24 protein-coding genes are annotated in these 24,406 nt (G+C 70.5%); 18 read left to right on the forward strand and 6 right to left on the reverse strand.

The window, feature by feature from the left end; translation table 11 throughout:
- Positions 1 to 101 precede the first annotated feature (101 nt).
- The 7 genes from ACLF6P_RS19130 to ACLF6P_RS19160 all read left to right on the forward strand — a co-directional run bounded on the left by ACLF6P_RS19130 (position 102) and on the right by ACLF6P_RS19160 (position 5,668).
- Positions 102 to 719 (forward strand): TetR/AcrR family transcriptional regulator, encoded by a 618-nt coding sequence (locus ACLF6P_RS19130; RefSeq protein ID WP_415951723.1) that lies wholly within the window; start codon positions 102 to 104, stop codon positions 717 to 719.
- Positions 720 to 845: 126 nt separating this feature from the next.
- Positions 846 to 1,079 (forward strand): ribbon-helix-helix domain-containing protein, encoded by a 234-nt coding sequence (locus ACLF6P_RS19135; RefSeq protein ID WP_415951724.1) that lies wholly within the window; start codon positions 846 to 848, stop codon positions 1,077 to 1,079.
- Positions 1,076 to 1,546 carry a PIN domain-containing protein gene (locus ACLF6P_RS19140; RefSeq protein ID WP_415951725.1) on the forward strand — a complete coding sequence of 157 codons (471 nt, stop codon included), beginning with the start codon at positions 1,076 to 1,078 and terminating at the stop codon, positions 1,544 to 1,546. Before ACLF6P_RS19135 ends, ACLF6P_RS19140 begins: the two co-directional genes overlap by 4 nt.
- A gap of 90 nt (positions 1,547 to 1,636) precedes the next feature.
- Positions 1,637 to 2,146: a MarR family winged helix-turn-helix transcriptional regulator gene (locus ACLF6P_RS19145; protein WP_415951726.1), complete on the forward strand. Its 510-nt coding sequence runs from the start codon at positions 1,637 to 1,639 to the stop codon at positions 2,144 to 2,146.
- Positions 2,147 to 2,247: 101 nt separating this feature from the next.
- Positions 2,248 to 2,589, forward strand: a complete 342-nt coding sequence (locus tag ACLF6P_RS19150) for a DUF3817 domain-containing protein (RefSeq protein ID WP_415951727.1) — start codon at positions 2,248 to 2,250, stop codon at positions 2,587 to 2,589.
- 91 nt (positions 2,590 to 2,680) lie between these two features.
- Positions 2,681 to 4,381, forward strand: a complete 1,701-nt coding sequence (locus ACLF6P_RS19155; protein ID WP_415951728.1) for an acyl-CoA mutase large subunit family protein — start codon at positions 2,681 to 2,683, stop codon at positions 4,379 to 4,381.
- 189 nt (positions 4,382 to 4,570) lie between these two features.
- Positions 4,571 to 5,668 (forward strand): glycoside hydrolase family 6 protein, encoded by a 1,098-nt coding sequence (locus ACLF6P_RS19160; protein ID WP_415951729.1) that lies wholly within the window; start codon positions 4,571 to 4,573, stop codon positions 5,666 to 5,668.
- A 57-nt stretch (positions 5,669 to 5,725) separates the two neighbouring features.
- Here the strand turns inward: ACLF6P_RS19160 and ACLF6P_RS19165 are convergent, their stop codons facing one another.
- The 3 genes from ACLF6P_RS19165 to ACLF6P_RS19175 form a co-directional block, all read right to left on the reverse strand.
- Entirely contained in the window at positions 5,726 to 7,597 is a 1,872-nt protein-coding gene (locus tag ACLF6P_RS19165) for a glycosyltransferase family 2 protein (RefSeq protein ID WP_415951730.1), read from the reverse strand.
- A gap of 133 nt (positions 7,598 to 7,730) precedes the next feature.
- Positions 7,731 to 8,030, reverse strand: coding sequence for an MTH1187 family thiamine-binding protein (locus ACLF6P_RS19170; protein ID WP_415951731.1), 300 nt, complete (start codon positions 8,028 to 8,030; stop codon positions 7,731 to 7,733).
- Positions 8,027 to 8,371 (reverse strand): DUF3817 domain-containing protein, encoded by a 345-nt coding sequence (locus ACLF6P_RS19175; protein ID WP_415951732.1) that lies wholly within the window; start codon positions 8,369 to 8,371, stop codon positions 8,027 to 8,029. The genes ACLF6P_RS19170 and ACLF6P_RS19175 overlap by 4 nt, the downstream gene beginning before the upstream one ends.
- A 109-nt stretch (positions 8,372 to 8,480) precedes the next feature.
- On the opposite strand from ACLF6P_RS19175, the gene ACLF6P_RS19180 reads away from it, so the two are divergent.
- The 4 genes from ACLF6P_RS19180 to ACLF6P_RS19195 all read left to right on the forward strand — a co-directional run bounded on the left by ACLF6P_RS19180 (position 8,481) and on the right by ACLF6P_RS19195 (position 11,160).
- Positions 8,481 to 9,119: an AIM24 family protein gene (locus ACLF6P_RS19180; protein WP_415951733.1), complete on the forward strand. Its 639-nt coding sequence runs from the start codon at positions 8,481 to 8,483 to the stop codon at positions 9,117 to 9,119.
- A complete protein-coding gene (locus ACLF6P_RS19185) occupies positions 9,119 to 9,769 on the forward strand; it encodes an AIM24 family protein (RefSeq protein WP_415951734.1) in 651 nt (216 codons plus the stop codon). The genes ACLF6P_RS19180 and ACLF6P_RS19185 overlap by 1 nt, the downstream gene beginning before the upstream one ends.
- Positions 9,766 to 10,557 carry an AIM24 family protein gene (locus ACLF6P_RS19190; RefSeq protein WP_415951735.1) on the forward strand — a complete coding sequence of 264 codons (792 nt, stop codon included), beginning with the start codon at positions 9,766 to 9,768 and terminating at the stop codon, positions 10,555 to 10,557. Before ACLF6P_RS19185 ends, ACLF6P_RS19190 begins: the two co-directional genes overlap by 4 nt.
- A gap of 120 nt (positions 10,558 to 10,677) precedes the next feature.
- A complete protein-coding gene (locus ACLF6P_RS19195) occupies positions 10,678 to 11,160 on the forward strand; it encodes a MarR family winged helix-turn-helix transcriptional regulator (protein ID WP_415951736.1) in 483 nt (160 codons plus the stop codon).
- Between the two features lie 104 nt (positions 11,161 to 11,264).
- On the opposite strand, the gene meaB is transcribed toward ACLF6P_RS19195, so the two are convergent.
- Positions 11,265 to 12,221 carry a methylmalonyl Co-A mutase-associated GTPase MeaB gene (meaB, locus tag ACLF6P_RS19200; protein ID WP_415951737.1) on the reverse strand — a complete coding sequence of 319 codons (957 nt, stop codon included), beginning with the start codon at positions 12,219 to 12,221 and terminating at the stop codon, positions 11,265 to 11,267.
- A 138-nt stretch (positions 12,222 to 12,359) separates the two neighbouring features.
- Positions 12,360 to 13,562 (reverse strand): acetyl-CoA C-acetyltransferase, encoded by a 1,203-nt coding sequence (locus tag ACLF6P_RS19205; protein ID WP_415951738.1) that lies wholly within the window; start codon positions 13,560 to 13,562, stop codon positions 12,360 to 12,362.
- Between the two features lie 140 nt (positions 13,563 to 13,702).
- Here ACLF6P_RS19205 and mce point away from each other — a divergent pair, with 140 nt between their 5' ends.
- From mce to ACLF6P_RS19240, 7 genes are all read left to right on the forward strand, one after another.
- The gene (mce, locus tag ACLF6P_RS19210) at positions 13,703 to 14,143 is read left to right on the forward strand and encodes a methylmalonyl-CoA epimerase (protein WP_415951739.1); all 441 of its coding nucleotides are present in this window, start codon (positions 13,703 to 13,705) and stop codon (positions 14,141 to 14,143) included.
- 276 nt (positions 14,144 to 14,419) lie between these two features.
- Positions 14,420 to 18,172, forward strand: coding sequence for a polarized growth protein Scy (gene scy / locus ACLF6P_RS19215; protein WP_415951740.1), 3,753 nt, complete (start codon positions 14,420 to 14,422; stop codon positions 18,170 to 18,172).
- A 321-nt stretch (positions 18,173 to 18,493) separates the two neighbouring features.
- Positions 18,494 to 19,426: a coiled-coil domain-containing protein gene (locus tag ACLF6P_RS19220; protein WP_415951741.1), complete on the forward strand. Its 933-nt coding sequence runs from the start codon at positions 18,494 to 18,496 to the stop codon at positions 19,424 to 19,426.
- Positions 19,427 to 19,553: 127 nt separating this feature from the next.
- Positions 19,554 to 20,618, forward strand: coding sequence for an ABC transporter ATP-binding protein (locus ACLF6P_RS19225; RefSeq protein ID WP_415951742.1), 1,065 nt, complete (start codon positions 19,554 to 19,556; stop codon positions 20,616 to 20,618).
- A 4-nt stretch (positions 20,619 to 20,622) separates the two neighbouring features.
- A complete protein-coding gene (locus ACLF6P_RS19230; protein WP_415951743.1) occupies positions 20,623 to 21,393 on the forward strand; it encodes an ABC transporter permease in 771 nt (256 codons plus the stop codon).
- Between the two features lie 149 nt (positions 21,394 to 21,542).
- A complete protein-coding gene (locus ACLF6P_RS19235) occupies positions 21,543 to 22,760 on the forward strand; it encodes an ABC transporter ATP-binding protein (RefSeq protein WP_415951744.1) in 1,218 nt (405 codons plus the stop codon).
- On the forward strand, positions 22,757 to 23,686 hold the full coding sequence (locus ACLF6P_RS19240; RefSeq protein WP_415951745.1) for an ABC transporter permease: 930 nt from the start codon (positions 22,757 to 22,759) through the stop codon (positions 23,684 to 23,686). Before ACLF6P_RS19235 ends, ACLF6P_RS19240 begins: the two co-directional genes overlap by 4 nt.
- Positions 23,687 to 23,741: 55 nt before the next feature.
- On the opposite strand, the gene ACLF6P_RS19245 is transcribed toward ACLF6P_RS19240, so the two are convergent.
- The gene (locus ACLF6P_RS19245) at positions 23,742 to 24,083 is read right to left on the reverse strand and encodes an ATP/GTP-binding protein (protein ID WP_415951746.1); all 342 of its coding nucleotides are present in this window, start codon (positions 24,081 to 24,083) and stop codon (positions 23,742 to 23,744) included.
- Between the last annotated feature and the right edge of the window lie 323 nt (positions 24,084 to 24,406).

Below are 24,406 nucleotides of genomic sequence, written 5' to 3' on the forward strand. Positions count from 1 at the left end.
CGATCGTGGGCCGGGCGCCCCGGACCGCGGCGGAACGGCCGGGGCGGGCCGCCGGACCGGGCCCCCGGACCGCTGCCGTACCAGCCGGTATGGTCACCGGCATGCAGAGCACGACCCCACACCCCGGCAGAACCGGGCGCCCCCGCAGCCCCGAGGCCGATGCCGCCATCCTCGCCGCCACCCGGGACGCCCTCGTGGAGCTCGGCTGGTCGAAGCTGACGCTGGGGGATGTCGCCACGCGCGCGGGCGTCGCGAAGACGACGCTGTACCGGCGGTGGGCCGGGAAGAACGAGCTCGTCGTGGACGCAGTGGCGGTGCTCTTCGACGAGCTGGAGCTGCCCGATCTCGGCAGCCTCGCCGCCGATGTCGAGGGCGTGGTGCTGCAGTTCGCCCGGCTGCTCGAGCGGCCCGAGACGCGGACGGCGTTGATGGCCGTCGTCGCCGAGTCCACGCGGGACGACGCACTGCGGGCGCGGATCCGGTCGTCGATCGTCGAGCGGCAGAAGCGGCTTGTGCTGGAAGGGCGCCAACGCGCCGAGGAGCGAGGTGAGTTGCCTGCGCAGAGCGACCCTCACACGGCCGACCACGCCACCGACCTCATCTTCGACGTGGTGGCCGGAGCCGTCGTCCACCGCTCCCTGGTGAGCGCCGAGCCGGTGGACGAGGACTGGGCGTCCTCGTTCGTGCAGCTTCTGCTGCACGGATTGACTCGGAGCTGAAGACGCGGCGTTCGGGCAGCAGGGTGGCGACCTGCCCGGATTCGACTACCCGCGATACGGGCAGGCAGCACTCCAAGTCTTCGCCAAGCCGCCCCCGACTGGTATCAGGCGCGATACCATCGATGCATGGCATGGACGATGCGACTTCCCGAGGACGAAGAGAAGGCACTCACTGAGCAGGCCGCCCGCGAAGGCCGGTCCAAGCACGAGCTCGTGCGCGACGCGACACGCGAATACGTCATGCGCCACCGCACGTGGGACGAGCCGATGGACTTCCCCGACCTGGACCTCACCCCCGACCTGTCGACCCGCGTGCACGAAGTCCTGCGCGGCGATGACCGCGAGGACGACGCCGCGTGATCCTGATCGCCGACACGTCCGCATTGATCGCCGCGGTCAACCCCAAGGACCCGCTCAGCACTCCGGCCCGCAGGGCCTTGTCCGCCGCGTCCTTGACCGTGATCTCGCCCCTGGTGCTGACCGAGCTGGACCACATGATCCGCCGGGACGCCAAGCACACCCACCAAGGGCGCGGCACCAAGCAGTTCGGCGCGCAGCGCTCGCGCACCGCGCTGGACTGGATCGGACGCGAGTGCGCCCGGATGCGCATGGCGGTCCCAGCCGTGGACGGCGACACCATCGCCCGCGCCCACCCCTTGATGAATCTGTACCAGCACCGTGCGCTCGACCTGGCCGACGCGGTGAGCGTGGTTCTGGCAGCCGAGTACGACACCGACGCGGTCCTCACCCTCGACCGGGGTGACTTCCAGGCCATGCGGCCGCTCACCGGCCACCAGGCCTTCCGGCTGTTCCCCGAAGAGCTGTAACCCCGCAGAGGCCGAGGCGCCTCGTGCCGGAGCCGACCGAACTGCGAGACGGGGCTGACCACGATGTGACCGACCGGTAGGGTCGGGTGCGTGTCCAAGCCGCTCAGTCTTCCCTTCGACCCCATCGCCCGAGCCGACGAACTCTGGAAGCAGCGCTGGGGAGCTGTGCCGTCCATGGCGGCCATCACCTCGATCATGCGCGCGCACCAGATCCTGCTCGGTGAGGTCGACGCGGTGGTCAAGCCGTACGGGCTGACGTTCGCGCGGTACGAGGCGCTGGTGCTGCTCACCTTCTCCAAGGCGGGCGAGCTGCCGATGTCGAAGATCGGCGAGCGGCTCATGGTGCATCCGACGTCGGTGACGAACACGGTCGACCGCCTTGTGAAGTCCGGGCTCGTCGCCAAGCGGCCCAACCCCAACGATGGCCGCGGCACCCTCGCGTCGATCACGGACAAGGGCCGCGAGGTGGTGGAGAGCGCCACCCGGGACCTGATGGCGATGGACTTCGGGCTCGGGGTGTACGACGCGGAGGAGTGCGGCGAGATCTTCGCGATGCTGCGGCCGCTGCGAGTGGCGGCGGAGGACTTCGACGAGCGCTGAGCCCTGCCGCCCCGGAGCGCCGAGCCCTGCCGCCCCGGAGCTCGCCCCCTGGACTCGCCCCGCGTAAAGATCACGCAAACCGGACGGCTACGCTCGACGTCATGAAACGCAGCGTCCTGACTCGCTACCGCGCCCTCGCGTACATCACGGGTGTCCTGCTCGTCCTGCTGACCTTCGGCATGATCGGCAAATACGCCCTGGACATGGACGCCGCCGCGGACTTCACCAAGGTCGTCAGCATCATGCACGGCTGGCTGTACGTCGTGTACCTGGTCATGGCCTTCGACCTGGGCTCCAAGGCGAAGTGGCCGGTCGGCAAGCAGCTGTGGGTACTGATCGCCGGCACGATCCCGACAGCCGCCTTCTTCGTCGAGCGCAAGGTCGCCCGCGAGGTCGAGCCCCTCATCGCCGAGGACTCCTCCGCCGCGGCCGCGAAGGCCTGAGGCCCGCTTCGGTAGCCGCCCGCAGACCCCGTGGCCCGCGCCACGGGGTCTGCCATCGACATTTAGTAGGACGTCCTAGTAAATTCGAAGCATGGACGCTGACGCGATCGAAGAGGGCCGCCTCCGCTGGCAGGCCAGGTATGACAAGGCCCGCAAGCGCGACGCCGACTTCAGCACGCTCTCCGGCGACCCGGTCGAGCCCGTCTACGGGCCGCGCCCGGGCGATACGTACGAGGGCTTCGAGCGCATCGGCTGGCCCGGCGAGTACCCGTACACCCGTGGTCTGCACCCGACGGGCTACCGCGGCCGCACCTGGACGATCCGCCAGTTCGCGGGCTTCGGCAACGCCGAGCAGACCAACGAGCGCTACAAGATGATCCTGGCGAACGGCGGCGGCGGTCTGTCCGTCGCCTTCGACATGCCGACCCTGATGGGCCGCGACTCCGACGAGTCCCGCTCGCTCGGCGAGGTCGGGCACTGCGGTGTGGCGATCGACTCGGCCGCCGACATGGAGGTCCTGTTCAAGGACATCCCGCTCGGCGACGTCACCACCTCGATGACCATCTCAGGACCCGCCGTCCCGGTCTTCTGCATGTACCTCGTCGCGGCCGAGCGCCAGGGCGTGGACCCGGCGGTCCTGAACGGCACGCTGCAGACGGACATCTTCAAGGAGTACATCGCCCAGAAGGAGTGGCTCTTCCAGCCGGAGCCGCATCTGCGCCTGATCGGCGACCTGATGGAGTACACCTCCAAGGGCATCCCGGCGTACAAACCGCTCTCCGTCTCCGGCTACCACATCCGCGAGGCGGGCGCGACGGCCGCGCAGGAGCTCGCCTACACCCTCGCCGACGGCTTCGGCTACGTGGAGCTGGGGCTGTCGCGCGGCCTCGACGTGGACGTCTTCGCGCCCGGCCTGTCCTTCTTCTTCGACGCGCATGTCGACTTCTTCGAGGAGATCGCCAAGTTCCGCGCCGCGCGACGGATCTGGGCGCGCTGGATGAAGGAGGTCTACGGGGCGAAGTCGGACAAGGCGCAGTGGTTGCGGTTCCACACGCAGACCGCCGGGGTCTCGCTGACCGCGCAGCAGCCGTACAACAACGTCGTGCGCACCGCGGTCGAGGCGCTCGCGGCGGTGCTCGGCGGCACCAACTCGCTGCACACCAACGCCCTGGACGAGACCCTCGCGCTGCCGAGCGAGCAGGCGGCGGAGATCGCGCTGCGCACCCAGCAGGTGCTGATGGAGGAGACCGGCGTCGCCAATGTGGCGGACCCGCTGGGCGGCTCCTGGTACATCGAGCAGCTCACGGACCGGATCGAGGCGGACGCCGAGAAGATCTTCGAGCAGATCAAGGAGCGCGGGCTGCGCGCCCACCCGGACGGGCAGCACCCGATCGGGCCCATCACCTCCGGCATTCTGCGCGGCATCGAGGACGGCTGGTTCACCGGCGAGATCGCCGAATCGGCCTTCCGCTACCAGCGCGCCCTGGAGAAGGACGAGAAGAAGGTCGTCGGCGTCAACTGCCACGAGGGCTCGGTCACCGGCGATCTGGAGATCCTGCGCGTCTCGCACGAGGTCGAGCGCGAGCAGGTGCGCATCCTCGGCGAGCGCAAGGCCGCGCGGGACGAGGCGAAGGTGCGTGCCACGCTCGACGCGATGATCGCAGCCGCGCGGGACGGCTCCAACATGATCGAGCCGATGGTCGAGGCGGTACGGGCCGAGGCCACGCTGGGCGAGATCTGCGGGGTGCTGCGCGACGAGTGGGGCGTGTACACGGAGCCTGCCGGCTTCTGAGCGACCGCTTCCGCCGTACGTGACCGGGGCGCCCTCCTGCCGGGAGGGCGCCTCCGTGCCGTTGGGCTCCGATGTGTGCTGTCGGGTGCTGTCGGGTGTCATTCGGGCCGCACAGGTGTCGTGACCTGCCGCTCTGTGACTGCTATGTCACGATTGGCCGGTCTCGTGCGCCGTTCACAAGGGGTCCGGATGACCGCCCGTACCGCCCGCACCGCCCACGTTCCCCGTACCACCGCCCGCACCACCCGCGGCACCCGCGGCACCCGCGGCACCCGCGGCAGACTGGCGCTCGCCACCGTCCTGCTCGCCTCGCTCGCCCTGGCCTCCGCCTGCTCGGGCGGGAACGCCGGGCCGTCCACCGGGCACCGCGAGGCGGCCTTCCTGCAGTCACCGCCGAAGCCGGCCCCCGCCGACCAGCCGTTCTGGGTCGATCCGGACAGCCCCGCGGCCCGGCAGGTGAGGCAGTGGGAGGCCGGGGGCCGCACCTCGGACGCGGAGGCGATGAAGCGGATCGCCGAGCAGCCGATCGCCCTGTGGCCGGCCGGGGACGAGCCCTCCCGGCAGATCCGCCAGGCCCGCGAGGGCGCGGAGCAGACCGGCACCACGATGGTGCTCACCGCCTACAACATCCCGCACCGCGACTGCGGACAGCACTCGGCGGGCGGCGCGCACAGCGCGGAGTTCTACCGGAGCTGGATCGGGAGCTTCGCCGAGAGCATCGGGGACCACGAGGCGATCGTCATCCTGGAGCCGGACGCGCTGCCGCACGTGGCCGACGGGTGTACTCCGGACGCGTATCACGCGGAGCGGTTCGCACTGATCGCCGGGGCGGTCGCGCGGCTCAAGGAGCAGCGGAACACGAAGGTCTACATCGACGCGGGGAACCCCGAGTGGATCACGGACCCGGGCAAGCTCGCCGAGCCGCTGCGGCGCTCGGGGATCGGGGAGGCGGACGGGTTCGCGCTCAACGTGTCGAACTTCCAGCCGACCGAGAAGAACATCGCGTACGGGCGCAGGCTTTCGGCGCTCGTCGGCGGCAAGCACTTCGTGATCGACACGAGCAGGAACGGGAACGGGCCGCTGCCCGGCCGGGGCCAGGACGCCTGGTGCAACCCGCCCGGCCGCGCACTCGGCCTGCCTCCGACGACGGACACGGGCGAGGCGCTGGCCGACGCGTTCCTGTGGATCAAGCGCCCGGGCGAATCGGACGGCCAGTGCAGGGGCGGCCCGTCGGCGGGCCAGTGGTGGCCGGAGTACGCACTCGGCCTGGCGCGCAACGGCGCGTAGCTCCGCCGGCTCCCGCCCACCACCTGCCCCCGGCGACTCCCGCCCACCACCTGTCCCTCAGCCGCTCCCTGACGTACTGCTGGACACCGTCGATCCCGTCGACACGGACGCCGGAGTGGGAGTCGGAGTGGGAGTGGGGGTGGGAGTCGGCGCCTGCGCCGCGGCCACCGTCGCCGAGGCGCGGACCGGCTCGGAAGCCAGCTCGGAAGCCAGCTCGGAAGCCATCTCGGGAGCAGGCTCCAGAATCCTGACCGCACGCCTGCGCCGCACCTCCCCCACGGCCCAGATCGTCACCGGCGCCAGCGAGACCGCGAGCGCGAGCACCGACCAGGTGCGCATCGCGATATGCGTATGGCCGAGGACGACCGAGGCGACGAGCGAGCTTGCAATCAGCGTGGCCCAGGCCAGATGGATACGGAACGTCAGCAGCCGGTCCGGCGAGGCACCGGCGCCCTTCGGGGTGACCACGAAGCGGCTGGGCCGCCGCAGGACCGCCTCGCCGAGTGACTTGGCGTAGATCGGCGCGGAGATCGCGGACATCGCCATGCCGGCGAGGCCTCCGGAGCCCTCGGGTTCGTGCGGGGAGACGTTGTGCCGGCGGTTCCACAGGTAGAGCCCGACCTGGAGCGCGGCCGCGTCGCTGTACAGCATCAGCCAGACGGAGGCCGCGACCTGGGTGCCGGAGGCGCCGAACCACAGGAACAGGGAGCAGCTGAGGATGCCGATGACCCAGTTGACCGCGGTCATGGGGTAGTAGACGAGCATCAGCGAGTAGTTGAAGAGCCGTCCGGGCGGCATCGTGAACGGCGCCCGCCAGTACTGCTTGATGATCGTCTCGTAGGTGCCGCGTGACCAGCGCATCTGCTGGGTGAAGAAGTCCGTCCAGGACTCGGGGCCTTCGCCGACGGCGAGCACGTCCGGGGTGTAGACGGAGCGCCAGTGCCGGCCGGTGCGCGGGTTCTTCCTGCGGTGCAGTTCGAAGCCGGTGGCCATGTCCTCGGTGATCGAGTCGTAGAGCCCGCCGATCTGCTTGACGGCGCTGATCCGTACGGCGTTGTTGGTGCCGACGAACATGGGGGCGCGGTAGCGGTTGCCCGCGCGCTGGATCAGGGCGTGGAAGAGGAACTGCTGGGATTCGGCGGCCTTGGTGACGGTGGGGTCGTAGTTGCCGTAGACCTGCGGTCCGACGACGAAGGCGATGTCCGGGTCGCGGAAGTAGCCGAGCATCCGCTCGAGAAAGTTGGGCATCGGGATGTGGTCGGTGTCGACGGAGGCGAAGAACTCGTAGTCGTCGCCGTGCATCGCGAGCCATGCGTTGTAGTTGCCGTGCTTGGTCTTGGCCTTGTGGACGCCGGTGGGACGGTTCCACTCGGGTATTCCCTTGCGGGTGAAGTGCTTGACGCCCAGTTCGGCGCAGAGCGCCTTGGCCTCGGGGTCGTCGCCCTCGTCGAGCAGCCAGATGTCCAGGTGTCCGTCGTGGCGCATCTCCACGGCGCCTTCGAGGGTGGCCCGGACCATGGATATGGGTTCCTTGCCGGGCACGTAGGTCGTGATGAACGCGACGCGGGTGCCGGGTTCGGGCCGTACGGGGACGGGATCGCGGGCGACGAGGGTCGCGTGGGCGATCGAGATCACGTTCATGAGCATGAACAGTTCGATCAGCCCGATCGCCACGAGCATCGTGACGTCGAGGGCTATCAGCCAGCTTTCGGCGCCCTCGCGTCTGGTCCAGTGGCTGGGCCAGACCAGGTAGAGGAGCAGGATGCCGGTGAGCACCGGTGCGAGCGTCATCAGGAGGACGGCGCGTATGCGGTGCGGTTCGCGTGCGAGGAGCTTGGTGTACTGCACTCGGTAGGCGGCCGGGTCGGGCTCGGTGAGCGGCCCGGCTATCCGGCTGTGGGTGTCGTAGTCGTAGCCCTCCGGCCGCACAGCGCCTCCTCGAGTGGGTCCGTATCGCCTCGATCGCACTGACCGAACGAGCCAATACCCCTACAAAAGAGGACAAATCCGGGCGTGTCGACCGGAGGGAGACCCCAGAGGGCCGTTCCGGGGATACGTGACCTCAGTCGCCTTGCGCCAGATACCGCTGGACGGTCTCGGCCTTCTTCGTCAGACCGTCCGTGTGGCCGGGCCTGATGTCCGCCTTCATGACGACGGACACCCGCGGCGCCCGCGCCTCGACGACGGCGACCGCACGCTTCACGACGTCCATGACCTCGTCCCACTCCCCCTCGACGGACGTGAACATGGCGTCGGTGCGGTACGGCAGGCCCGAGTCGCGGACCACGCGCACCGCCTCGGCCACGTACTCCCCCACCTCCTCGCCGACCCCCAGCGGCGTGACGGAGAAGGCGACGATCATGCGCCGACCACGCCTTCGCGGCGGGCGCGCGCGGCGATCACCTGGTCGCGCTCCTCGGCCCGCAGCATCTTCTCCGCGTAGAAGCCGCCGAACGGGACCACCGAGAGGAGGAAGAGGATCAGCGGGCGCTTGGCCTGCCACTTGGTGCGGTTCCAGGCGTCCGCGAGGAAGACGAGGAAGAGCACGACGAGCACGCCGTGCACCGCGCCCATCACGGGCACGGCGTTGAACTCGGTGGTGCGCTTGAGCACCGAGCACACGAGCAGCAGGAGGAACGACACCGCTTCCACGGCGGAGACGAGTCGCAGGCGTCGGATGGCGGAGGCGGTCTTGATGTCCACGGGGAGGGCACCTTCGGGAAGGGAAGTCGGCAATCTCAGGGCTCTCTCAGGGTACGGATCCGACTTCTGCCCCTGTCGGCGGGTATGCGCCTGCCGCTACCGTCGGCCCGTGGCAACGTTCCGACTCCAAGGCAGCAAGGTGCTCGCCGTAGACCTGTCCGGCGACGCCGTGAAGGCGAAGAACGGCTCGATGGTCGCCTACGACGGCCAGATGGCGTTCAAGAAGCTCACCGGGGGTGGCGAGGGCATCCGCGGGATGGTGACCCGGCGGCTGACCGGCGAGCAGATGGTGATGATGGAGGTGAAGGGGCAGGGGACCTGCTTCTTCGCCGACCGCGCCTGCGATATCAATCTCGTCGCCCTGAGAGGTGACAAGCTTCACGTCGAGTCCAGCAATCTGCTGTGCACGGACGGCGGGCTGCGCACCGGGACGACCTTCACGGGGCTGCGCGGCGCCTCGCAGGGCAATGGCCTGTTCACGACGACCGTCGAGGGCACGGGCCAGGCGGCACTGATGTCGGACGGCCCGGCCGTGGTGCTGCGGGTCTCGCCGCAGTACCCGCTGACCGTCGACCCGGGCGCGTACATCGCGCACCAGGGAAATGTGCAGCAGTCCTTCCAGTCCGGCGTGAGCTTCCGCACCTTCATGGGCGAGGGGGGCGGCGAGGCCTTCCAGATCCGCTTCGAAGGCGACGGGCTCGTGTACGTGCAGCCGAGCGAGCGGAACACCATCGGGGGTGATGTGTAGTGCCGTTCCGGGAGATCAACTCGAAGATGGTCGAGGCCACGGTGCAGCCGGGGCAGCGGATGTTCTCGCAGCGCGGTGCGATGCTCGCGTACAAGGGCGAGGTGTCCTTCACGCCCAACATCCAGGGCGGCCAGGGCGGTATCGGCTCGATGATCGGCCGGCGCATGGCCGGTGAGGCGACGCCGCTGATGACCGTCGAGGGCAGCGGGACCGTGATGTTCGGGCACGGCGGCCACCACATCCAGGTGATCACGCTGAGCGGCGACACGCTGTACGTGGAGGCGGACCGGCTGCTCGCCTTCGACGGGACGCTCGAGCAGGGCACGATGTTCATGGGCTCGCAGGGCGGGGTCATGGGCATGGTGCGCGGCCAGGTGACGGGCCAGGGCCTGTTCACGACCACGCTCAAGGGCCACGGTGCGGTGGCCGTGATGGCGCACGGCGGCGTCATCGAGATCCCGATCACCCCGCAGCGCCCGGTGCATGTCGACCCACAGGCGTACGTGGCCCACCACGGCGATGTCCGCAACAGGCTGTCCACGGCGCTCGGCTGGCGCGACATGGTGGGCCGCGGCTCCGGTGAGGCCTTCCAGCTGGAGCTGTCCGGCAGCGGCGCGGTGTACGTCCAGGCCTCGGAGGAGAAGCTTTGAGCACGCCCATGGGAGCGGGCCCCGTCATCCACGACCCGATGACGCTGCCGTCCGACGACAACGTCAACGCGTACACCTTCTGCGTGGAGCTGAAGGGGAGCCAGTGGTTCCTGCAGAAGGGCAAGATGATCGCCTACTACGGCTCGATCGAGTTCAACGGCATCGGGCACGGGCACTTCGACCGCCTGATCCGTACGTCCTTCCATTCGCCGCTGCACGCGAGCGACTGGGTGGTGGCGCAGGGCAGCGGCAAGATGCTGCTCGCCGACCGCTCCTTCGACGTGAACTCCTACGACCTCGACGACGGCAACCTCACCATCCGCTCCGGGAACCTGCTCGCCTACGAGCCGAGCCTGGCCCTGAAGCAGTCGATCGTGCCGGGGTTCCTCACACTGATCGGGACCGGCAAGTTCGTGGCCGCGTCCAACGGTGAGGTGGTCTTCATGGAGCCGCCGATCCGGGTCGATCCGCAGGCGCTGGTCGGCTGGGCCGACTGCCCCTCGCCCTGCCATCACTACGATCACGGGTACATGACGGGGGTGCTGGGCGGGGTGCGGGCGCTCACCGGGATCGGCGGGTCCTCCGGCGAGGAGCACCAGTTCGAGTTCGTGGGGGCCGGGACCGTCCTGCTGCAGTCGAGCGAGGCGCTGATGGCCGAGCAGGCCACGGGCCAGGTGCCGAACCAGGCCGGGGTGCCGGGCGGCCAGGGTCCCGGGCAGCCCAGACCGTCCGGGATGCCGCCGATGCCGGGTCAGCTCGGAAGTCTGCAGCGGCGCTTCGGGCTCTGAGCGTGAACGGTAGTCTGCACAGGGTGACGTCGAACGCCTGCGCCCATGCGCGCGGGCGTGCGCCCCGCACAAAGCCGGACTAATTGGTTCAGTTTTCAACTTCCTAGGTAGAATCGATTCATGGAGACCGATAACGCCACCCCCCGCTGGCTCACCGACGACGAACAGTGCGCCTGGCGTACCTACCTCGCCGTGAACCGGCTGCTCACCCATCAGCTGGAGAAGGACCTGCAGCCGTTCGGCCTGACCTACAACGACTACGAGATCCTGGTGAACCTCTCGGAGTCCGAAGGCCTGCGGATGCGGATGAGTGATCTGGCGACCTCGACCCTGCAGTCCAAGAGCCGGCTCTCGCACCAGATCACCCGGATGGAGCGCGCCGGTCTCGTCCGACGCGAGAACTGCGAATCGGACCGGCGCGGGCTGTACGCGGTGCTCACCGACGAGGGGCTCGCCACCATGCAGAAGGTCGCCCCGCACCACGTGGAATCGGTGCGCAGGCACTACATCGACCTGATGACGCCCGAGGCGCTCGCCGCGCTGCGGGTGACGCTCGGACCGATCGCCGAACACCTGCACGCGCAGAGGACCAAGCAGCCGTAGGGGGCCACGCAGCCCTAGAGACCAAGCAGCCCTAGAGGGCCAAGCAGCCGTAGAGGGCCAAGCAGTGCAGGGAGCCGGACAGCCGTAGGGGGCTCCGGGCTGATTCAGGCCTCCGTCAGCCCGGAGACCAGCTCGTCGGCCGCCGCGTACGGGTCAAGGGCCCCCGCCGCGACCCGCTCGGCCAGAGCGGACAGGCGGCGGTCTCCGTGCAGGTCCGCGATCCGTTCACGCAGGGCGGTGACCGCGATGGCCTCCACCTCGTGGGCGGCACGGGCCGTACGGCGCTCCGCGAGGACCCCGCGCTCCTCCATCCACGCCCGGTGCTTCTCCAGGGCCTCGACCACCTCGTCGACGCCTTCCGCGCGCGCCGCGACCGTCTTGACGATCGGCGGGCGCCAGTCACCGGCGGCGCGGGACTCGCCGAGCCCCAGCATGTGGTTGAGCTCGCGGACCGTAGCATCCGCGCCGTCCCGGTCCGCCTTGTTGACGACGTAGACGTCACCGATCTCCAGGATCCCGGCCTTCGCGGCCTGGATCCCGTCCCCCATCCCGGGGGCGAGCAGCACCACGGACGTGTCCGCCTGCGAGGCGATCTCCACCTCGGACTGGCCGACGCCGACCGTCTCGACGAGGACCACATCACAGCCCGCAGCGTCGAGCACCCGGATCGCCTGGGGTGCGGCCCAGGCGAGGCCGCCGAGGTGGCCGCGGGTGGCCATCGAGCGGATGTAGACACCGGGGTCCGAGGCGTGGTCCGCCATCCGGATCCGGTCGCCGAGGAGCGCACCGCCCGAGAAGGGCGAGGAGGGGTCCACCGCGAGCACGCCGACGCGCTTCCCGGCCCGCCGGTACGCGGAGACCAGCGCCGAGGTCGAGGTCGACTTGCCGACACCGGGCGATCCGGTGAGCCCCACCACGTAGGCGTGGCCGGTGAGCGGCGCGAGCGCCGCCATCACCTCGCGGAGCTGCGGCGACGCCCCCTCGACCAGCGAGATCAGCCGGGCCACGGCCCGCGGCCGGCCCTCCCGCGCCTGAGCCACCAGCGAGGGGACGTCGTGCATCTCAGCTCCAGTTCCTTCTCGTACGTACACGGCGCGGCGCGGACCGGAGGCCGGCGGCAGGACCCGCCGGGCACCCCTGCGGCGGTGCGCCGGGAGAACCCGGTGCGCCGGAACCGGCCCGGCGCACCGATGAGGGCCTCAGGCCTTGGGTACCCGCACGATCAGCGCGTCACCCTGACCGCCGCCACCGCACAGCGCGGCCGCGCCCGTACCGCCGCCGCGACGCTTGAGCTCCAGCGCCAGGTGCAGGACGAGACGCGCGCCGGACATGCCGATCGGGTGGCCGAGGGCGATCGCGCCGCCGTTGACGTTCACCTTTTCCGGGGTGACACCGAGGTCCTTCATTGACTGGACCGCGACCGCCGCGAAGGCCTCGTTGATCTCGATGAGGTCGAGGTCCTCGACCGAGATGCCCTCCTTCTTGACGGCGTGCTGGATGGCGTTGGACGGCTGCGACTGGAGCGAGTTGTCCGGGCCCGCGACATTGCCGTGCGCACCGATCTCGGCGATCCAGTCGAGGCCGAGCTCGATGGCCTTGGCCTTGCTCATGACGACGACCGCGGCGGCACCGTCGGAGATCTGCGAGGCGGTGCCCGCGGTGATGGTGCCGTCCTTGGCGAAGGCCGGGCGCAGCTTGCCGAGGGACTCCGCGGTGGTCTCGGGGCGGATGCCCTCGTCCTTCGCGAACACCACCGGCTCGCCCTTGCGCTGCGGGATCTCGACCGGGGTGATCTCGGCCTCGAAGAGGCCGCCCGCCTGCGCCGCGGCGGCGCGCTGGTGCGAGAGCGCACCGATCTCGTCCTGCTCGGCGCGCTTCAGGCCCAGCCGGGTGTTGTGCTTCTCCGTGGACTCGCCCATGGCGATGCCCTCGAAGGAGTCGGTCAGGCCGTCGTGCGCCATCGAGTCGAGCATCTCGATCGCGCCGTACTTGAAGCCCTCACGGGACTTCGGCAGCACGTGCGGGGCGTTGGTCATCGACTCCTGGCCGCCCGCGACCACGATGTCGAACTCACCCGCACGGATCAGCTGGTCGGCGAGCGCGATGGAGTCGAGGCCGGAGAGGCAGACCTTGTTGACGGTCAGCGCCGGGACGCTCATCGGGATGCCCGCCTTGACGGCGGCCTGACGTGCCGGGATCTGCCCTGCCCCGGCCTGAAGCACCTGGCCCATGATCACGTACTGGACCTGGTCACCGCCGATGCCGGCCCGTTCGAGGGCGGCCTTGATGGCGAAGCCGCCGAGGTCGGCTCCGGAGAAGGACTTCAGCGAACCGAGAAGCCGTCCCATGGGCGTACGGGCCCCGGAGACGATCACTGTGGTCGTGTTGTTCGTTCCAGACATGAGGGGTGGCCCCTAAACGCGAGAGGAGTGAACGAGGGTTTACTTGCAATGTACTGACCGGTACCCGTCCCGGTCACCGGCACGTGAGTGTGATCGCGCGCACGTTGCGTAATCGCGGTCGAAGGCGCTGCACTGGAGGAATGCTGACGCGCATCGACCACATCGGGATCGCCTGCCACGACCTGGACAAGACCGTGGAGTTCTACACCTCCACGTACGGCTTCGAGGTCTTCCACACCGAGGTCAACGAGGAGCAGGGCGTACGCGAAGCCATGCTCAAGATCAACGAGACCTCCGACGGCGGGGCCTCCTACCTGCAGCTCCTCGAGCCCACCCGCGAGGACTCCACCGTCGCGAAGTGGCTCGCGAAGAACGGGGAGGGGGTGCACCACATCGCGTTCGGCACGGCCGACGTGGACGCCGACGCCGCCGCCGTACGGGACAAGGGCGTACGGGTCCTCTACGACGAGCCGCGCACGGGCTCCATGGGCTCGCGGATCACCTTCCTGCACCCGAAGGACTGCCACGGCGTCCTGACCGAACTCGTCACTTCCGCACCGGCGGACTCCCAGGAGCACTGACCTCGCCTTATTTCGCCCGGTAGGGTTGGGGGGCGGTCGCGCGTGCGGGTGGTGCGACCGCTTGCCGGGGTCTCGATCCGGGCGTCGGGCGTCGGGGCAGCCGCCCCTGGCCCGCCGTTGATCTGACACCATTCCCCGGAGACCCCTGTTCGCCGATGGGCAGGGGCCGTTGGCGAGACTTGCGACCAGAAGTGGGGTATCCCCTGCTCTGGGGGCACCACCCGGCCGAAGGCCGGGTGGAGAAGCCGAGAGCTGGGGGAAGGACGGGACCGCGCAGTGCGGGGCTATGAAGGCCAGGACAGCGGGCGGCCGGCTGAGACCGACTCCCTCTCGCGGTTCGAAGCCGAGATGGAGCGGCTGAGGAAGGACCGTGAGAAGGCGGTCCAGCACGCCGAGGACCTCGGGTACCAGGTCGAGGTGTTGCGCGCCAAGCTCCACGAGGCGCGCCGCAGCCTCGCGAGCCGCCCTGCCTACGACGGCGCCGACATCGGCTACCAGGCCGAGCAGCTGCTCCGCAACGCCCAGACCCAGGCCGACCAGCTGCGCAGCGATGCCGAGCGCGAGCTGCGCGAGGCCCGCAACCAGACCCAGCGCATCCTCCAGGAGCATGCCGAGCAGCAGGCACGGCTGCAGTCCGAGCTGCACGCCGAGGCCGTCTCGCGCCGCCAGCAGCTCGACCAGGAGCTGGCCGAGCGCCGGCAGACCGTCGAGAACCACGTCAACGAGAACGTGGCCTGGGCCGAGCAGCTGCGCAGCCGCACCGAGCAGCAGGCCCGCCGCCTCCTCGACGACACCCGCGCCGAGGCCGACCAGGCGCTCGCCGCCGCTCGCGCCGAGGCCGAGCGGATCAACGCCGAGGCCCGCCAGCGCCTGACCGACGAGGCTCAGAGCGCGCGCAGCGAGGCGCAGGAGATCCTGCGCCGGGCCCGCGCCGATGCCGAACGGCTCCTGAGCGCGGCCTCCACCCAGGCCCAGGAGGCCACCGATCACGCCGAGCAGCTGCGTTCCGCCACGGCGGGCGAGGCCGAGGCGGCCCGGCGGCAGGCCACCGAGCTGAGCCGGGGCGCCGAGCAGCGGATGCAGGAGGCCGAGGCGGCGCTGCGCGAGGCGCGCAGCGAGGCCGAGAAGCTTGTCGCCGAGGCGAAGGAGGCCGCCGAGAAGCGGCTCGCCGGCGCCGAGGCGACCAACGAGCAGCGGACCCGCACCGCCAAGGAGCAGGTCGCCCGCCTCGTCGGCGAGGCCACCAAGGACGCCGAGGCCGCCAAGGCCGCCGCCGAGCAGGTGCTCGCCGATGCGAAGGCCGAGGCCGAGAAGCTCACCGCGGAGGCCGCCGAGAAGGCCCGCACGATCACCGCCGAGGAATCGGCCTCCCAGCTGTCGAAGGCGGCGAAGACCGCCGAGGACGTACTGAAGAAGGCCTCCGAGGACGCCGAGGCCACCACGAAGGCCGCACGGGACGAGGCCGAGCGGATCCGCGGCGAGGCCGAGGCGGAGGCCGAGCGGCTGCGCGGCCAGGCCGAGGAGGCCGCCGAGCAGCTCAAGGGCGCGGCCAAGGACGACATCAAGGAGTACCGCGCCAAGACCAAGGAGCTGCAGGAGGAGGCACGCCGGCTGCGCGGCGAGGCCGAGCAGCTGCGCTCCGAGGCGGTCGCCGAGGGCGAGCGGATCCGCGGCGAGGCGCGCCGCGAGGCGGTGCAGCAGATCGAGGAGGCGGCGAACTCCGCCGAGGAGCTGCTCACCAAGGCCCGTACGGACTCCGACGAGCTGCGTGCGGCGGCCGGCACGGAGGCCGAGCGGGTCCGCACGGAGGCCATCGAGCGGGCGACGACGCTGCGCAAGCAGGCCGAGGAAACGCTTGAGCGTACCCGCGCCGAGGCCGAGCGGCACCGCATCGAGGCCGAGGAGCGCGCCGAGACGCTCACCGCGGAGGCCGAACAGGCCGCGCGGAAGCTGCGCGAGGACGCCCAGCAGGCCGCGGAGCAGCGGCAGGCGGAGGCGGCCGAGGAACTGACCCGGCTGCACACCGAGGCCGAGCAGCGGATCACCGCCGCGGAGGCCGCGCTGGCCGATGCCCGCGCGGAGGCCGAGCGGCTGCGCAAGGAGGCCGCGGACGAGGCCGAGAAACAGCGGACGGAGTCCGCCGAGCGGATCCGTACGCTGCAGGAGCAGGCCGAGACCGAGGCGGAGCGGCTGCGCACCGAGGCCGCCGCGGATGCCTCGCAGAGCCGCGCCGACGCCGAGGCCGCAGCCGTACGGCTGCGGAGCGAGGCGAGCACGGAGGCCGAGCAGCTGAAGGCCGCGGCGCAGGAGAGCGCGGACCGGATCCGGGCCGAGGCGCAGGCCGCGGCCGAGCGGCTCGGCACGGAGGCCGCGGAGGCGCTGCGCGAGGCGCAGGAGGAGGCCGGCCGGCGCCGGCGCGAGGCCGAGGAGCTGCTCACCTCGGCGCGCGGCGAGGCCGACCAGGAGCGTGAGCGGGCCCGCGAGCAGAGCGAGGAGTTGCTCGCCAGTGCGCGCAAGCGGGTCGAGGAGGCGCAGGCCGAGTCCGTACGCCTGGTCGAGGAGGCCGACCGCCGTGCCACCGACCTGGTGGCCGCGGCCGAGCTGACGGCCCAGCAGGTGCGGGATTCCGTCGCCGATCTGCACGAGCAGGCCCAGGAGGAGATCACGGGCCTGCGCTCGGCCGCCGAGCACGCGGCGGAGCGCACGAGGACCGAGGCGCAGGAGGAGGCGGACCGGCTCCGCACCGACGCCCACGCGGAGCGGGAGCGGGCCGCCGAGGACGCCGCGCGGATGCGCAGCGAGGCGCAGGAGGAGACCGAGGCCGCCAAGGCGCTGGCCGAGCGCACCACGGCCGAGGCGATCGCGGAGGCCGACCGGCTCGCCACGGAGACCGCCGAGCACGCCCAGCGGCTGCGCACGGAGGCCTCGGACGCGGTCGCCTCCGCCGAGCAGGACGCGGCCCGTACCCGGGCGGAAGCCCGCGAGGACGCCAACCGGATCCGCAGCGACGCGGCCACGCAGGCCGACCAGCTGATCGGCGAGGCGACCGGTGAGGCCGAGCGGATGCGGGCCGAGGCGGCCGAGACGGTGAGCTCCGCGCAGGAGCACGCCGAGCGGACCCGCAGTGCCGCCGAGCAGATCAAGTCGGATGCGGCCGAGGAGGCAGAGCGCCTCCGCAGCGAGGCGCAGGAGGAGGCGGAGCGCACCCTCGACGAGGCGCGCCAGGCCGCCAACAAGCGGCGCAGCGAGGCCGCCGAGCAGGTCGACACACTCGTCACCGAGGCGGTCGCCGAGGCCGAGAAGCTGACCTCGGACGCCGCCGAGAAGGCGCTCAAGACCGCCACGGAGGCCGAGTCGCAGGCCGACACCATGGTGGGTGCGGCGCGAGGCGAGGCGGAGCGGCTGGTCTCCGAGGCGCGGATCGAGGGCAACGGCCTGGTGGAGCAGGCCCGTACGGACGCGGACGAACTGCTCGTCGGCGCGCGGCGCGACGCGACCGCCATAAGGGAGCGGGCCGAGGAGCTGCGCGAGAGGATCACCTCCGAAATCGAGGAGCTGCACGAGCGTGCCCGGCGCGAGTCGGCCGAGCAGATGAAGTCGGCGGGCGAGCGCTGCGACGCGCTCGTGAAGGCCGCCGAGGAGCAGCTCGCCGAGGCGACGGCCAAGGCGAAGGACCTGGTCTCGGAGGCCAACTCCGAGGCGGGCAAGGTGCGGATCGCGGCCGTGAAGAAGGCCGAGCAGCTGCTCAAGGAGGCCGAGCAGAAGAAGGCCGGGACGCTGCGCGAGGCCGAGAAGATCAAGAAGGAGGCGGAGGCCGAGGCCGAGCGTCTGGTCGGCGAGGGCAAGCACGAGCTTGATGTGCTGGCGCGCCGACGGGAGGACATCCAGGCCGAGATCTCCCGGGTGCAGGACGTGCTGGAGGCGCTGGAGTCGTTCGAGGCGCCGGCCGGGGGCGGCAAGGAGGGCGGCGTCAAGGCGGGGGCGAGCGTCGGCGCCCCTCGTTCGGGTGGTAAGTCCTCGGAGGGGTAGCGGGTGCCCGGCGGGTTCGTGCCCAGGTCAGCTGGGTGGGCCGGGTGAAGAAGGCGTGAACGGGAGCACGTTCGGGTGACGATCCGGCGGCATGTTCCGTGATGGTCTCCTTCGGGTGGCCTCCTCGCCGAGCGGTGGCGGACGGCTCAATCGCCGTACTACGCAGGAGCGTTCGGCCCCGGTACTGGCAAGCGATCCAGGGCTCAGCCACTCAAAAGGGTGGGCATTCTCCAGATCAAAACGCCATACGCTCGATGACACGCCGTCCGGACCCCTAGGATTCCCTCTATCACCTCACCGGTCTCATTCGACAGGAACCCCATGAGCGACACTTCCCCCTACGGCTTCGAGCTAGTGCGGCGTGGGTACGACCGCGCTCAGGTGGACGAACGGATTTCCAAGCTCGTCTCCGACCGTGACAGCGCGCTCGCGCGGATCACAGCCCTGGAGAAGCGCATCGAGGAGCTCCACCTCGAAACGCAGAACGCACAGGCCCAGGTAGCCGACGCCGAGCCGTCGTACGCCGGTCTCGGCGCGCGCGTCGAGAAGATCCTCCGCCTCGCCGAGGAGGAGGCCAAGGACCTGCGCGAGGAGGCCCGCCGCGCCGCCGAGCAGCACCGCGAGCTCGCCGAGTCGGCGGCCCAGCAGGTGCGCAATGACGCCGAGTCCTTCGCCGCCGACCGCAAGGCCAAGGCCGAGGACGAGGGCGTACGGATCGTCGAGAAGGCCAAGGGCGAGGCCGCCTCGCTGAAGGCCGAGGCGCAGAAGGACGCCCAGCAGAAGCGCGAGGAGGCCGACGCCCTCTTCGAGGAGACCCGCGCCAAGGCCGCGCAGGCCGCCGCGGACTTCGAGACGAACCTCGCCAAGCGCCGCGAGCAGTCCGAGCGCGATCTGGCCTCGCGTCAGGCCAAGGCCGAGAAGCGGCTCGCCGAGATCGAGCACCGGGCGGAGCAGCTGCGCCTGGAGGCCGAGAAGCTGCGTACGGACGCGGAGCGCCGCGCCCGTCAGACGGTGGAGACGGCGCAGCGCCAGGCCGAGGACATCGTGGCGGACGCCAATGCCAAGGCCGACCGGATCCGCAGCGAATCGGAGCGCGAGCTGGCGGCGCTCACCAACCGCCGCGACTCGATCAACGCGCAGCTGACCAACGTCCGCGAGATGCTCGCGACGCTGACGGGCGCGGCCGTGGCCGCGGCCGGTGCGCCGGAGGACGAGCAGGTCACGCGCGGGGTTCCGGCCCAGCAGTCGCGCTGACCTCAGAGCGTGTCGGCAAACCCCCCGTTTGCCGACACGCTCTCAGGCTCGGCAGCAGACCGTACTGGGCGAGGGCCCCTGTCACGTCAAGTGGCAGGGGCCCTCGCCCCGTTTTAGCGTGGGGCGCATGATCGAGCTCGAGGGGCTGACCAAGCGGTACGGCGAGAAGGTGGCCGTCAACGACCTCAGCTTCGCCGTGCGGCCCGGAATCGTCACCGGCTTCCTCGGGCCCAACGGCGCAGGCAAGTCCACGACCATGCGCATGATCCTCGGCCTCGACAATCCGACCGCGGGCGACGTACGCATCGACGGACGGCACTACGCGCAGATCCGGCATCCGCTGAAATACATCGGCGCCCTCCTCGATGCGAAGGCCATGCACGGCGGGCGCAGCGCCTACAACCATCTGCTCTGCCTCGCGCAGTCCAACGGGATCCCCGACAGCCGGGTACGCGAAGTGCTCGACACCGTCGGCCTGACCGCCGTCGCCAGGAAGAAGGCCAAGGGATTCTCGCTCGGCATGGGCCAGCGGCTCGGCATCGCGGGCGCGCTGCTCGGCGATCCGCAGATCCTGATGTTCGACGAGCCGGTCAACGGGCTCGACCCCGAGGGCATCCACTGGATCCGCAATCTGATGAAGGGCCTGGCTGCGCAGGGCCGTACGGTCTTCGTCTCCTCGCACCTGATGAGCGAGATGGCGCTGACCGCCGACCACCTCATCGTCATCGGACAGGGGCGGCTGCTCGCGGACACCTCGATGGCCGGTTTCATCCGCGAGAACTCACGCTCGTACGCGAGGATCCGCTCCCCGCAGCAGGAGCGGCTGCGCGATGTGCTGCACGCCGAGGGCATCACCGTCGTCGAGACCGGCGGTGTCCTCGAAGTCGACGACACCCCCGTCGAGCGGCTCGGCGAGCTCGCCGCCCGGCACCACCTCGTCCTGCATGAACTCAGCCCGCAGCAGGCCTCCCTGGAGGAGGCGTTCATGCGGCTCACCGCGGAGTCCGTGGAGTACCACGCGCACTCCGAGACCGGCGCACCCGACACCAACGGCTGGCAGCAGTCCAACCGGCAGTGGTCGCGGCAGCAGCAGTCGGACCAGCAGCGGTCGGAGCACCAGTGGTCGCCGCAGCAGTCGGGGCAGCAGTCGCGGCAGCAGAACAATCAGTCGTCGAAGAACGAGGAGCGGTGAGCTGATGTCCTCGACGCGGGTCCTGAAGTCGGAGTGGACCAAGATCAAGTCGGTGGCGTCGACACCGTGGACCCTGCTGCTCGCGATGGTCTTCACCATCGGCCTCGGCATGCTGATCTCGTACTTCGCCTCGAAGGACTTCGACAGACTCGACGCGAGGGACAAGCTGACCTTCGACTCCACCGCGATCAGCTTCGCGGGCATGGGACTCGGCCAGCTCGCGATGATCGTCTTCGGGGTGCTCGTGGTCTCCAACGAGTACAGCACCGGCATGATCCGCACCTCGCTCGCCGCGGTGCCCCAGCGCGCCCGCTTCCTGTTCAGCAAGGTGGCCGTGGCGACCGCGCTCGCACTGGCCGTCGGCATGGTCACCGCCTTCGTGGCCTTCTTCCTCGGCCAGTCGATGATGGGCGAACACAAGGTCTCGCTCGGCGACGACGGGGTGCTGCGCGCGGTGATCGGCGGCGGGCTCTACATGACGCTGATCGCGGTCTTCTCGATGGGTGTCGCCTCGATCCTGCGCAGTCCGATGCTCTCGCTCGGCATCCTGATGCCGCTGTTCTTCCTCGTCTCGCCGATCCTCGGTTCGGTCTCGGCGACGCAGAAGGTCGCGCGCTATCTGCCGGACCAGGCGGGCCAGAAGGTCATGCAGGTGATCGCGCCCTTCGACGACGACACCCCGTACGGTCCTTGGGGCGGGCTTGCGATCATGATCGCCTGGGTGGTCGTGGCGCTGGGGGTGGGCTATCTGCTCCTGAAGAAGCGGGACGCTTAGGGACGTTTCCGCCTTTCGCCGACCCCTGAACGCCCATCGGTGGCGGATGGCCGGAACCATGGAGCGCTGGTTATCCTCCTTAGCTCCGAGGGGGACGAGTTTTGCGTGTGCCCCGACGTACCGGTTCCTGACCTGTCGATGGGTGCAGCATGATCGAGGCAGTCGGCCTGACCAAGCGCTATGGCGCGAAGACGGCCGTGTACAACCTTTCCTTCCAGGTGCGGCCCGGCGCCGTCACCGGCTTCCTGGGGCCCAACGGCTCGGGCAAGTCGACGACGATGCGGATGATCCTCGGCCTCGACAACCCCACGTCCGGCCGGGTGACCATCGCCGGCCACCCCTACCGCCGTCTCCCCAACGCACCGCGCCAGGTCGGCGCGCTGCTCGATGCCAAGGCGGTGCACGGCGGGCGGCACGCCCGCAACCACCTGCTGTGCCTCGCCCAGCTCTCCGGCATCCCCGCGCGACGCGTGGACGAGGTGCTCGGGGTGGTCGGGCTGCAGGACGTCGCCAAGAAGCGCTCCAAGGGCTTCTCGCTCGGCATGGGCCAGCGGCTCGGCATCGCCGCGGCGCTGCTCGGCGACCCGCAGGTGCTGCTCTTCGACGAGCCGGTCAACGGGCTCGACCCCGAGGGCATCCTCTGGGTGCGCAATCTGATGAAGGCGCTGGCCGCCGAGGGCCGTACGGTTTTCGTCTCCTCGCACCTGATGAGCGAGATGGCGCTGACCGCCGACCACCTCATCGTCATCGGGCGCGGGCAGCTGCTCGCCGACATGAGCGTCAAGGACTTCATCTCGGCCAATTCCGCGGACTTCGCGCGGGTGCGCACCCCGGACACCGAGCCCGCCGCGCGCGAGAAGCTCTCGGCCGCGCTCACCGAGGCCGGCGGGCATGTGCTGCCCGAGACGGACGGTGCCCTGCGGGTCACCGGGCTGGCGCTGCCGCGGATCAGCGATCTCGCCCATGAGTCGGACGTACGGCTGTGGGAGCTCTCGCCCCACCAGGCCTCCCTCGAAGAGGCCTATATGCGGATGACGCAGGGCGCGGTCGACTACCGCTCCACGGCCGACCAGAAGGCCGGTCTGCAGCAGCAGCTTCCGCCGCAGCAGGGGCAGCTGCCCGGGCGGATGCAGCCGCCGCTGCCCGGCCAGGGCCAGCCCGGCTGGTACGCGCCTCCGCCGCCGCAGCAGGGCGGGCAGCCCTTCGCGATGCCGCAGGGAGCGCCCGGCGCACCGGCCGCCACTCCCCCGGCGCCGGACGCGGCACCCGCCGCTCCGGCCGCCGCACCCACGGCGCCCGCCGCGCCCGCCGCGCCCGCCGCCAACCTGACCAAGCCCGAGAACGACGAGAACGGGGCCGCCCGATGAGTACCCCCACTCCCCCGCAGGCCCCCGCCGCCGCACCCACCGAGCAGCAGCCTGCTCCGCAGTGGCAGGGCGGCGGCGCGCCCGTCTACACCTCGCCGATCCCCGTCCGCACCACCCACCTCGGACACGCGCTCGCCTCCGAGTGGACCAAGATCCGGACCGTGCGCTCCACGATGTGGACGCTCGGTGTGATGTTCGTGCTGGTCATCGGCATCGGCCTGATGACGGCTTCGGGGCTCTCCAGCTCCGAGTACACCCAGGTGCCGCTGCTCTCCGGCGGTCTGTTCGGGCTGATGCTCGGCCAGATCTGCATCGTGACCCTCGGCGTCCTGGTGATCACCTCCGAGTACGGCACCGGCATGATCCGTACGACGATGACCGCGTGCCCGGCCCGCGGCCGGGTGCTCGCCGCGAAGGCCATCGTGTACTTCCTGCTGTCGTTCACGATGACGCTGATCGCCACGACGCTCACCGCGCTGATCCAGTCGTCGATGCTGGGCGGCCGCCCCATCGGCGAGTACTCCACCCTGCCGACGGAGTCCCTCGTCGACGGCGTGGTCATCGCCACGAGCGGCGAATGGCTGGGCGCGACCGTGGGCGCCTCGCTCTACGTCGCGCTGCTCGGCCTGCTCGCACTCGCCGTCGGCGCGATGCTGCGCCACTCCGCGGGCGCGATCACCACGATGCTCGGCGTCATCCTGCTGCCGCTGCTGCTCGCCCTGTTCATGCAGATGGAGAGCCTGCGCGAGCTGCAGGAGTTCCTCGTCGAGTACTCGCCGCTGAACGGCCTCGCCACCCTGTTCGGGCTGCCCTTCATGGGCGAGGCGGGCACGGGCAACGGCTGGGGCCTGCTCGCGGGTCTCGCGGCCCTGACGGTCGTGGCACTCGGCGGCGCCTTCGCCCTCACCTACCAGCGGGACGTGTAGGTCCGCCGGGCCCTGGGACTCAGGAACTCCACTCCGCCCAGGGCCCTCGCCGACCTCAGTACCTCGGCGCGTTACGGGACCGCTGCACCCTGGAGGTGCGGCGGTCCCTCGCGTTCCAGCAGGCCTTGTGCCAGTGCCTGCGGTCGTCGACCCCGCCGTGCTGCGGCCAGGCGACCACATGCGCAACCCCCGAGGGGATCTGCTGGTCGCATCCCGGGCAGCGGTACGTCTTTCCGGCCGCGCTCGCGCCCGCCACCTGCCGTACGCAGTACTCCTCGCCCTGATGGTCCTCCAGGCGCTCGAAGCCGCCGTACCGCAGCGCCGGGGCCTCACTCCCCGCGTCGCCGCCTCGGCCGGACCGGCCCGCCCCCTTGGGACGGTTCTTACGCGGGGACACCAGAACACCTCACCGGCTGGTTCGCGGAGCCGTCCATAGCAGCACCGCACGGATACTGAACGCCGTCAAGCCTACGCGTCACCCGAGCGGGTACCCGCACCCGAGCAAGTCCTGCGATCACCTGTCGTCGGGCCCACAATGACGCATACGAAATCCCGCGTCTCCCCGGCAACTTCCCCGGGCATCCGGGCAGGCGTACCACAACGACCCGAACGAGCGCAGAACAAACCACATTCGGCCCGAGTCGCGCTCCACTCATCAGAAAATGGGCCAATCCTCATGCGGGACCGTGCCTTTGGCACGTGTCAGGCGTTAATGCCCTT

The sequence above is a fragment of the Streptomyces lothianensis genome, from assembly GCF_047779955.1.
GTDB lineage: Bacteria > Actinomycetota > Actinomycetes > Streptomycetales > Streptomycetaceae > Streptomyces.

Coding starts and splice junctions, on each gene's coding strand:
- ACLF6P_RS19130 (WP_415951723.1), top strand. CDS start 102: ATGCAGAGCACGACCCCACACCCCGGCAGAACCGGGCGCCCCCGCAGC.
- ACLF6P_RS19135 (WP_415951724.1), top strand. CDS start 846: ATGGCATGGACGATGCGACTTCCCGAGGACGAAGAGAAGGCACTCACT.
- ACLF6P_RS19150 (WP_415951727.1), top strand. CDS start 2,248: ATGAAACGCAGCGTCCTGACTCGCTACCGCGCCCTCGCGTACATCACG.
- ACLF6P_RS19155 (WP_415951728.1), top strand. CDS start 2,681: ATGGACGCTGACGCGATCGAAGAGGGCCGCCTCCGCTGGCAGGCCAGG.
- ACLF6P_RS19160 (WP_415951729.1), top strand. CDS start 4,571: ATGACCGCCCGTACCGCCCGCACCGCCCACGTTCCCCGTACCACCGCC.
- ACLF6P_RS19170 (WP_415951731.1), bottom strand. CDS start 8,030: ATGATCGTCGCCTTCTCCGTCACGCCGCTGGGGGTCGGCGAGGAGGTG.
- ACLF6P_RS19195 (WP_415951736.1), top strand. CDS start 10,678: ATGGAGACCGATAACGCCACCCCCCGCTGGCTCACCGACGACGAACAG.
- meaB (WP_415951737.1), bottom strand. CDS start 12,221: ATGCACGACGTCCCCTCGCTGGTGGCTCAGGCGCGGGAGGGCCGGCCG.
- ACLF6P_RS19205 (WP_415951738.1), bottom strand. CDS start 13,562: ATGTCTGGAACGAACAACACGACCACAGTGATCGTCTCCGGGGCCCGT.
- mce (WP_415951739.1), top strand. CDS start 13,703: ATGCTGACGCGCATCGACCACATCGGGATCGCCTGCCACGACCTGGAC.
- ACLF6P_RS19220 (WP_415951741.1), top strand. CDS start 18,494: ATGAGCGACACTTCCCCCTACGGCTTCGAGCTAGTGCGGCGTGGGTAC.
- ACLF6P_RS19225 (WP_415951742.1), top strand. CDS start 19,554: ATGATCGAGCTCGAGGGGCTGACCAAGCGGTACGGCGAGAAGGTGGCC.
- ACLF6P_RS19230 (WP_415951743.1), top strand. CDS start 20,623: ATGTCCTCGACGCGGGTCCTGAAGTCGGAGTGGACCAAGATCAAGTCG.
- ACLF6P_RS19235 (WP_415951744.1), top strand. CDS start 21,543: ATGATCGAGGCAGTCGGCCTGACCAAGCGCTATGGCGCGAAGACGGCC.
- ACLF6P_RS19240 (WP_415951745.1), top strand. CDS start 22,757: ATGAGTACCCCCACTCCCCCGCAGGCCCCCGCCGCCGCACCCACCGAG.